The organism is Maribacter sp. 4G9 (genome assembly GCF_002742265.1).
Classification (GTDB): Bacteria; Bacteroidota; Bacteroidia; order Flavobacteriales; family Flavobacteriaceae; genus Maribacter.
In genome coordinates this window covers 1-516 of sequence record NZ_MDGL01000025.1, presented here as the reverse complement: position 1 = coordinate 516, position 516 = coordinate 1, and the positions used below count along the sequence as shown (strand labels likewise).

Annotated in this window: 1 pseudogene; it reads left to right on the top strand. The window is 36.6% G+C overall.

The features are described from left to right. A pseudogene (locus BFP75_RS02840) lies at nt 1-320 on the top strand (IS21 family transposase); the annotation flags it as partial. Nucleotides 321-516: the final 196 nt, after the last annotated feature.

Sequence of the window (516 nt, the reverse complement as noted above, 5' to 3'; positions counted from 1 at the left end):
AATGGAGTAGTGAAAAGTTCATTGCATGGGCAGGTCATATAGGAGAAGATTGCAAAGTATATATCATCAAAATACTAGATAAAAAGCAACATCCTGAACAGTCTTATAAATCATGTTTGGGTGTATTGCACTTAGCAAAAAAGGTAGGCAATAACCGATTGGACAAGGCCTGTAAAAGAGCCTTGGACTATGGAGCGTACAATTACAATATCATCGAACGTATTCTCAAAAAAGGATGGGATAGCCTTGATGAAAACATAGAACAAGAAATTGATATGCCTAGCCATGATAACATCAGAGGAGGCCATTATTACAAATAAAATAGAAACTCTTAAAACAGAAATATGAATACACAAACATTAGAACAGATGAAACAGTTAAGGCTTCATGGAATGCTCAGGGCTTTTGATACCAGCTTATCATCACAGAGCATCGATTACACCAATGATGAGCTGATAGCCTATCTAATACAATCCGAATGGGATGATAGGCAGAACAGAAAGATAGAACGTCTGA